The sequence below is a fragment of the Erythrobacter sp. CCH5-A1 genome (genome assembly GCF_001557115.1).
GTDB lineage: Bacteria > Pseudomonadota > Alphaproteobacteria > Sphingomonadales > Sphingomonadaceae > Erythrobacter.
In genome coordinates, this window is the sequence record NZ_LSKQ01000038.1 from 1 (window position 1) to 8,405 (window position 8,405).

Below are 8,405 nucleotides of genomic sequence, written 5' to 3' on the forward strand. Positions count from 1 at the left end.
CACCGGCCATGGCGAGTGCTACGGTCGGCATCGCCATGGGGGCAGCAGGATCGGACGTGGCGCTGGAGACAGCCGACGTTGCCCTCATGGCCGACGACCTGGCGCACTTGCCATTCGCTGTGGGCTTGAGCCGACATACCCGCGGGATCATTAGGCAGAACGTGTTTGTGAGCCTCGGCGTAGTCGGGTTCCTGGTACCTGCCACGATCATGGGACTCGGCATCGGTCCAGCGGTGGCCGTGCATGAGGGCTCGACCATTATTGTGGTGGTTAATGCACTTCGGCTCTTGGCGTACCGCGCCTGACCAATTAGGGGATTCAAACCGTAAGCCAACGCTCGCTCTGGCGATCAATCACGGCCCGCATTCACGATCTGCGCGATATCCGCCGGTATTGGCATAGTGGCAAAAGCACTGACGTCCGATCGCCCGGTGCTCCCTATCGGCGTGCGGCCGGTCAGCGTGCCCAATGGTGCCAGAAACAGACGCAGCGCCTGACCTGCGACCTCGGACCATTCTCGCTGCGACACCGCGAATGCCAGCATCACGACATGCGAGTGGAGATGCAGCGGCAGACTACCCTGAGCAATGATGTGCCCGCGTTCGAGCCTATGCCACGCGCCAACATAATCGCCGCTGGCACGCGCAGCGCGGAATTCTGCCAGTTCATTTCGATAGGCTGTCCGAATAATGCTCATCGCACCAATCATCATTTTGTTTTCGACCTACCAATGCTTGTGCGCGGGGTAGCAAGTACCAGGTAAAGCTGTTCCACCAAATAAGGAAAGTCTATCGCCTGCTGCTCAAGTGTCGTAGCAGCGGTGCAGACAAGCAACGCAACTACGGGTGCTAGGCATCGATACCCGCAATATGTCCTGGTCCTCTGACAAACGCCAGATTGGCTGCGACACAGGCGGCAAGGTGCGGGCTGCTTTTTCTCTCGGCCGCTACGATCGCGGAATAATGGGCTTCGTCGCCACCACTGCCGGCATACATGTTGGAAAGGTTAAAAATCTTACTGCAGCCACCCGGCCACCCGTAATCCAAAGGCATGGCCAGACCGGTTCTACTACACCAACTCCGTTCATCCGCTTCAAGCACTTGGAGTAGAGAACTCACCCTGCGCGAACACATCAACTATCCAACCAATGCGGAACTGACCGGCAAGCAAAAAGCGACGCTACCTTTTGGTATCAGAACGTTTGCCGCGCAGTCACGCCGAAGGTGCGTGGCTGGCCGATGTTGAAGCCGAGCCGCGCCCGACCGCCACGCTCGCGGTCAAACGAAAGCAGCGGGTTCTCATCAAACAGGTTGTTGACATAGGCCGTAAGCGACAGTCCATTATCCAGTTCAACCCCGGCGCTGAGATTGACCAACTGGTAGTCCGGCAGCTCCAGATCGACCGTCGTCGCGGAATTCGCCGGGGCCCCGCCGAAGGGCAGGTTGTGGACGAAGGTGCGCGGGTTGTTCTCCTGGTCGGCGGGCTGGGTGAAGCGCGAGCCGACATGCTGGAACGAACCGGTCAGAAAGGCCGTGGTGCTGTCGCTCAAATCCCACTCGTAGCTGCCGCTCGCCGAAAGCTGGAACTCGGGCACCGAGGGCAGGCGGTTGCCATCCCGGATGCCGGTAGCGCTTGCAAGCGCACCCGGAAGCGTGCTGTTGAACTCCGACTTCACGTAGCTGCCCGAGAGGCTGAAATTGAGGCCCGGCGAAGGCTCGAAGCCCAGCTCCGCCTCGATCCCCGCAGCAAAAGCCTCGGGCACGTTGAAGACGATGCGCGAGGAGCAGCTGCCGGCATCGAGCGTCACCTGAAGGTTGCTGATGTCGTTGTAGAAGGCGGCAGCGTTGAAGGTGAAGCCTGCGCCTTGCGTCTTCACGCCCAGCTCATAGTTCCACAGCTTTTCATCGCCATAGTCCTGGAAGCCGCCAAACAAGGCGAGGTCCTGCGCATTGCACAGCGGGGTGTTGAGCGGATCGTTGACCCCGCCAAGCCGGAAGCCCTGCGCGGCCTGCGCGTTGATTGTGACATCATCGCTCGCCTTGTAGCTGAGCAGGAAGCGCGGGGTGAAGCCGTCCGACGCTGTGCGATCGACCACGCCGCGGTCACCATTGGCGAACAGGCCGCCGGTGGTGATGGTGCGGGTTTCCTCGAAATCGTAGTAGCGCCCGCCGGCGGTGAAGGTCAGCCTGTCGGTCAGCTCGTAACTGGCCTCACCGAACACCGCGAGCTGTTTGATGTCGAAGGGCAGATCGGAGTTGAACGGCGAGTTGGCCGGGAAGCCATTGGCGACCGCCGCCGAAGTGCCCGCGCCCAGCGTTGCATCGGTAAAGGCGTCATAGCCCGGGGTGGGCAGGCGCTGGCGATAATCGCGCTGCACATCGGAATAAAACCCGCCGATCAGCCACTGAAACGGGCCGTCATAGTCCGACGCGAAGCGAAGTTCCTGCGTGAAGGTCGAAAGGTCGGTGGTGTCACGCAGGTTCGAGGGCAGCAGCACCGCCGCCGCCGGGAAGCCGAGATCGACAGAAACCGACCCGGTCAGCGCGCTCGCATCGCGGCTGACGAGAATGTCGCGGTTGATGTAGGACGAGACCGAGGTCAGCTCATGCGCGCCGATCCCGATCTTCACGGTCAGGTCAGCGATGAAGGTTTCGTCCTCGAACCGCTCGGGCAGCAGCAGGAACAGCTCACGCTCGCCCAGTTGCACTGCCGGACGCGCGGTGGTGAAGCGGTTGGCAAAGAGGTTGTAGGTCTCCTGCCGGTTGAATCCATTGGCCTTGATCTTCTGGTAGATGATCCGTGGGGTGATCGAGAAGGTATCGGAAGGTTCGAAGGTCAGCGCAATGCGGCCGCCGTAACGCTCACCATCGTTGACGTTCTCACCGCCACCAGGACCTTGCGCGTCGATGAAGCCGGAATAGCGGGTGTAGTATCCGACCGCGCGGATCGCGGCGGTATCACCCAGCGGCACGTTGACAGCGCCCTTGAGATGCCCGCCGACATTGCCGCCGTCGATTACATTGACGTTCGCTTCCACCTGCCCCTCGGTCACTCCAAGGGTCGGTTGGTTGGTGATGTAGCGGATCGTGCCGCCGACGGAGCCCGAACCGAACAGCGTGCCCTGTGGCCCGCGCAGGGTTTCCACGCGGTTCAAGTCGAACAGGTCGATATCTGGCGTAAACAGCGACAGCGAGATCACGGATTCGTCGAGATAGACGCCGACCTGCTCCTTCACCCCCGGCTGATCGCGCACGACCTGCCCGGCGGAAATACCGCGCACCGAGACCTGGCTCTGGCCCGGCCCGAGGTTCTGGATGGTAAGGCCTGCGACATTGCGCGACAGATCCTCAAGCGTCACCGCGCCCGAACGCTGAATGTCTTCCTGCGTCTGCGCGTTGATCGAAAACGGCACGTCCTGGATTGTCGTGTCGCGCTTGGTCGCGGTGACGATGATGACATTTCCCTCATCAGCTTGAACATCGTCAGTCGCACCATCTTGCGCCAGAGCGGGATTTGCGATCAAAATGGCTGCGGTCCCTACCAGCAACTGGCTGATGTAGGTCGAAAGATTTGTAGCACCCATCTTCATTTGCCTCTCTCCCGTCACGCAACTTTTTTGGTTAGATCTTCTCACAGTGCGTGCATCGCTCGCACAAGGCGCTCACTACAACAAGATCGCTCCCGACGTCGTTTGACATTGTGCGGAATGATCGTTGCAATCAAGCAACAAGGGACCAGTGCTAAACTGGGCTCACTTGTTCAAGCGATCCGACCTTGCTTTGGAAGTAACACTGAATGGTGCATCCTGGCTAAATCACAGCCGTTCCTTAGCTGTAAGACCCTCCCCGCATTCGGCCGCATTCAAGGTAACCCGAAAGGTGGCGGTGCTCAAGCGGGACATTTTCATCGCTCTTGGGGTATGATCACGTAGTTACGTCAGAGCCATCCGCCTGGTCCTCAAGGCCAAGTTCAAGTTGAGTTGTGTCAAGACCGATCCGTGGGCTTGCGACGGCGCCAAGTCGATAGCCAGAAGATGACTGTTCCGACTCCCACAACGAGCCCTGCAATAGAGAAATTTTCAAGCGTAGAATGGCTGATAAGCCAGAGCGTAAGGGCAAGGCCGACAGCAGGAATGGCAAGGCCACCGGGCAATTGAAACTGGTCGGGTTGAGCTGGAATCGTTCTCTCGATCCGGCGTAGAGATGCGATGCACAGGACATACACCAGCAGACGTACGAACGTGCTGAGCGTCACCAGCCAGACAAAACCCTGCCCTGCCGCTAGCGCGAAACATAAGATGCCGCAGAATATAATCGAGTTGACCGGAGCTCCCGTTTGCTCGCTCACCTCGCCGAACCACGCCGGCAGACTTCCATCGCGCGATAGGGCAAACGTCAGTCGAGGGGCTGTTACGAAAGACGTGAGGGTACCTCCTCCGACCGAAAATACCACCCCGACAGCCAGGATCGCAGCACCAGTTGGTCCCATCATCCTGCCGGCGAGATCGATCAGAGGAGTCTCGCTTGCGCCTAAGTCGGGGCCAACCGATACAGCAACCATCTGGATAAACGCATAGCACACAGCGATTGTCGAAACGGTTGCGACAAGCGTGCGCGGAATCGCCTGGCGCGCGTCCTTCGTCTCACCAGCATTTATCAGACTGAACTCGAAGCCTATGAACGCGTACATCAAGATCAGCATGGTCTCGCCAAGCGTTTTCGGCTCCACGACTTCTGCACCTACGATGCGGCTCCATTCAATTTCCGGCAGACCGACAATCATTAACAAGAGCAACGGGAGCAGCTTGAGTGTGCTGATCATATACAAAGCAAGCATTCCTGCCCGCACGCCTGCGACGTTAACTAGCGTCGCGAGAAAAATGAAAGCTCCGACTGCAATCATCCTCGGCAATCCGCCCTCCAACGGACTCCAAAGTGCCGACGAATAGCTAACGATGAGCGTCGCGCTTGCCGCGATAGCCGCGACACGGCTCACGTAAATTAGAAGGCCCGTCTGAAACCCCACAAACCGGCCAAATGCATAAGTGGTATAAACAATTGGGCCGCCTGTAATGTCGAAAAAACTAGCGGCGCGAGCTAAACTCAGAGCCACAGAGATAATGAGAACGCCGCACAACAGGAAAATCCAAGGGCTGAAATAACCGGACTGGGCGATTGCGATCGCCGGTAGCGCAAAGATCCCCGATCCGATCACCCCATTCATGGCGATAGTTGCCACACCAATCCGACCGATCTCGCGGCGCAACAGCGATTCCGATGTGAGCGGTTGATTCATGATAATTGTTCCTGGCTCGGCACGGAGCCTCCGTGACCGTAAATTTTTGTTGCCATGATAAGATCATCGTCCGACGACACTGAGCTTTCACCTCACAGGCGAATTGACCCGGTCGAAATCGTCGCCTCACAAACTTTTAGCCAGGCTGGGAGAAGCCGGATACTCGATGGCTGCCCATGCTATTGGCTCAGCTGCGTTCCTTGTTACTGCTTTACAATTGTCCTTAGCTCGCCCGTACATGACCAACTGGCGAGGAATCTTTCGCTAAGCAGGGTCCAATTCGTGAAGGGCTTCAGAGATTTCGCGACAATTGTTCATTCTTGATCAATTGGTGATGGAGGGAGCTGGTTGTGCTGCAGCAAGTATGGCGAAGCCTTTGGTCAGGCTTTCAATCAAATCATCAGAGTGCTCCAGACCGATGCTGAATCGAACCAGAGGACCATCGTGTGAAACCTGCGTAGCTGTCCGGGGGGGCAGAGCATCAAGCACAGCGACAACGCTTTTGGTTCCGCCCCAACTGGCGCCGATAGCAAACTGATCCATGGCTTCGATGGCCTTGGCTAGCAGCGGCCTGGTCCAAGGTTCGAGGAACAGCGTGAGCAGGCCGGTTGATCCGGAAAAGTCTCGCAGCCACTCTGCATGCCCCGGGTTGTGTGTCAGAGCCGGATGTCGAACCTCGCGCACGCCTGGCTGATCGGTCACAAAATCCAGCAGCGTTAGTGTGGTGCGTTCAATCCGTTCCAGTCGCACCGCCAACGTTTCAAGTCCCCGCAAAGCAAGGCTGGCTTCGTCAGCAGATACCCCTTGGCCCAGCATGCGCGCATGATCCTTGAGCAGACGGAACCGGGCTTCGTCGCGCAGGGCGATTGATCCCATCACCAGGTCGGAGTGGCCTGATATGTATTTCGAAACTGCACAGACTGAGATGTCGACACCCAGATCGAGCGGCTTGCAACGGAGGGGAGTGGCATAGGTGTTATCGGCGGCTGTCGGAATGCCGTGCTCCCTGCATGCTGCCGTGATCGCCGGAATGTCCTGGATTTCTAGGGTCATCGAACCTGGCGATTCCAGCCACACCAGCGATATGTCCTTGTCCAACAGTTCCGCAATGCGTGCTCCGATCAGGGGATCGTAATAGACTGGCGTCACGCCGTAGCGGTAAAGCAGGATGTCGGCGAATGGACGAACCGTTTCATAGACATTGTCAGGAAAAAGCACGCGATTGCCAGATTGCGACATCGCAAGCGTGACAAGCGTGATCGCCGCAAAGCCCGAGGACACCACCATCGCGCGATCGCCGCCCTCGATAGTGGCGAGAGTTTTCTCAAGCGCCCGACTGGTCGGTGTTCCGTACAAACCGTAGGAGTATCCATCATACAGCTGTGATCTGCGCGCTTGGTAGGCGGCGACATTGTCGAATACGATCGTCGATGCTCGGTGGACAGGCACCGACAGACTCGTGAATTTACCTTCAGGCACAGCCACTTTCAGGCACTTCGTCTCGTCATTCATGCCTCTCTCCTTGCGCAGCACGCTATGCGCTCGCTTTGCTCAATTCAAATCCCCGTATTGCGTTTCATTATGCGGATTTGTTATAATGGAACCATGAACCTCAGTCTGATCGAAGCCTTCAATGCGGTCATGCGGACCGGGTCCACAACGCGCGGGGCCGAGCTGCTCGGGGTGTCCCAGCCCGCCATCAGCCGTTCTTTGAAGCGGCTCGAGGATGTGACCCGGCTCAAGCTGTTCGAACGACAAGGTCCACGTCTGCTCCCAACAGCGGAAGCTGAAATCTTCTACCAAGAGATCGTCGATAGCTACGTCGGGCTCGATCGCCTGAAGCAAGCGGTCGCGCGGATCCGGTCAGTCGGCACCGGATCTCTCCGGATCGCCTCGTCGGCAGCGCTGGGCCTGTCGCTGATCCCGCGTGTGATCAGCCTTTTCATCGAACGACACCCGGGCGTGACTGTAACCTTCGAGATCGCCAATTCGAGCATGGTTCGAAATCTCGTTGCAAGCGGGACTTATGACATCGGCTTGTGCGCCGATGAGATTGACACGACCAATGTCGTCGCCGAGCCATTTCTTACGACGAGGGGCATCTGCGTCATGCCGAGCGGCCACCCTCTGGCCAAGCTCGAAACTATCAAGCCGATCGACCTGGACGGCGTGGCGCTTGTTTCTCTTTCACCAGATGATACGGCGCGCAGGCAGCTCGACGCGTCGCTGCGTCAGGTGGGGGCGCAACCCAAGGTTGTGGTCGAAACACAGTTCGGCGCTTCGGTCTGTCAACTGGTAGCAGAGGGCGCGGGCGTTGGCCTCACCAACGCCGTTTCGTTCGTGGCGAGCCAGTTCGAGGCCCAAGGGCTCATTGCGCGGCCTTTCGAGCCAGCGATTGCCTTTCGCGCGCTGATGATCCTACCGCCGCATCGCGGCAAATCGCGATTGCTGGAAGATCTTCTGACTACGCTGATGGTTGAACGCGACTACCTTCAGCGCGCGTGCGAAACGCGTTTCGGGGGCGTTCCGGGCGGATCTTAGCCGCGCAGCATGCATTGCGCACTCACTTCGACAACCACACCAAACGGCAGACTGGAAACGCCCACTGCCGCGCGTGCGTGGCGCCCGCTTTCGCCCAGCACGGTCGCAATCAGGTCCGAAGCGCCATTGATGACCGTCGAGTGCTCGGTGAACCCGAAAGCAGACTGGACGAACCCGCACAATTGCACGCAGCCTTCCAGTCAATCCAGATCGCCTTCGATCGCTTCGTTGAGACCTGCGAGTATCGCAACGGCGCATTGCTGGGCTGCTGCAACACCTCGGTCAATCGATGTCCCGTTTCCAAGTGTGGCAGTGATCAGGCCATCATCCGTCCGCGACAACTGGCCGGAAGTCGTAATCAGTGCACCCCTGCGTGGTAAGCGATGTCCTGAGCCCACCTTGCACGGGTGATGCGGAGCGCCGAGTGTCCGCGCCCTGATTGTTGAGGGGCGCTGGTGCTATGACGATGTCATGTGATGATGCTGGTATCAGCGGTGTGCGGCGCTTCGAGGTTTTCACCGGTGTCGGCAAGCGTCGGGACTGGCCGCCGGAGGTGAAGGCCTCGATCG

The 8,405-nt window shown here is 58.6% G+C and carries 6 protein-coding genes and 1 pseudogene; 2 read left to right on the forward strand and 5 right to left on the reverse strand.

Annotation, left to right across the window (positions count from 1 at the left end; translation table 11 throughout):
• Window positions 1–305, forward strand: a pseudogene (locus tag AX708_RS02030) (heavy metal translocating P-type ATPase); the annotation flags it as partial.
• A gap of 44 nt (window positions 306–349) precedes the next feature.
• On the opposite strand, the gene AX708_RS02035 reads toward AX708_RS02030, so the two are convergent.
• From AX708_RS02035 to AX708_RS02050, 4 genes are all read right to left on the reverse strand, one after another.
• Window positions 350–712 (reverse strand): DUF3703 domain-containing protein, encoded by a 363-nt coding sequence (locus AX708_RS02035; protein WP_230960670.1) that lies wholly within the window; start codon window positions 710–712, stop codon window positions 350–352.
• Window positions 713–1,192: 480 nt separating this feature from the next.
• Window positions 1,193–3,583 (reverse strand): TonB-dependent receptor, encoded by a 2,391-nt coding sequence (locus AX708_RS02040; protein ID WP_156454511.1) that lies wholly within the window; start codon window positions 3,581–3,583, stop codon window positions 1,193–1,195.
• A gap of 401 nt (window positions 3,584–3,984) precedes the next feature.
• The gene (locus AX708_RS02045; RefSeq protein ID WP_067489412.1) at window positions 3,985–5,295 is read right to left on the reverse strand and encodes an APC family permease; all 1,311 of its coding nucleotides are present in this window, start codon (window positions 5,293–5,295) and stop codon (window positions 3,985–3,987) included.
• Window positions 5,296–5,619: 324 nt separating this feature from the next.
• Window positions 5,620–6,807, reverse strand: coding sequence for a PLP-dependent aspartate aminotransferase family protein (locus AX708_RS02050; RefSeq protein ID WP_067489415.1), 1,188 nt, complete (start codon window positions 6,805–6,807; stop codon window positions 5,620–5,622).
• A 93-nt stretch (window positions 6,808–6,900) separates the two neighbouring features.
• Here AX708_RS02050 and AX708_RS02055 point away from each other — a divergent pair, with 93 nt between their 5' ends.
• Complete coding sequence (locus tag AX708_RS02055; protein ID WP_067489417.1) at window positions 6,901–7,836, forward strand: LysR substrate-binding domain-containing protein; 936 nt, start codon at window positions 6,901–6,903, stop codon at window positions 7,834–7,836.
• Here the strand turns inward: AX708_RS02055 and AX708_RS02060 are convergent.
• Window positions 7,833–8,018 (reverse strand): RidA family protein, encoded by a 186-nt coding sequence (locus AX708_RS02060; RefSeq protein WP_067489420.1) that lies wholly within the window; start codon window positions 8,016–8,018, stop codon window positions 7,833–7,835. The two genes, AX708_RS02055 and AX708_RS02060, sit on opposite strands and share 4 nt — an antisense overlap.
• Between the last annotated feature and the right edge of the window lie 387 nt (window positions 8,019–8,405).

Coding starts and splice junctions, on each gene's coding strand:
- AX708_RS02035 (WP_230960670.1), bottom strand. CDS start 712: ATGATGATTGGTGCGATGAGCATTATTCGGACAGCCTATCGAAATGAA.
- AX708_RS02040 (WP_156454511.1), bottom strand. CDS start 3,583: ATGGGTGCTACAAATCTTTCGACCTACATCAGCCAGTTGCTGGTAGGG.
- AX708_RS02045 (WP_067489412.1), bottom strand. CDS start 5,295: ATGAATCAACCGCTCACATCGGAATCGCTGTTGCGCCGCGAGATCGGT.
- AX708_RS02050 (WP_067489415.1), bottom strand. CDS start 6,807: ATGAATGACGAGACGAAGTGCCTGAAAGTGGCTGTGCCTGAAGGTAAA.
- AX708_RS02055 (WP_067489417.1), top strand. CDS start 6,901: ATGAACCTCAGTCTGATCGAAGCCTTCAATGCGGTCATGCGGACCGGG.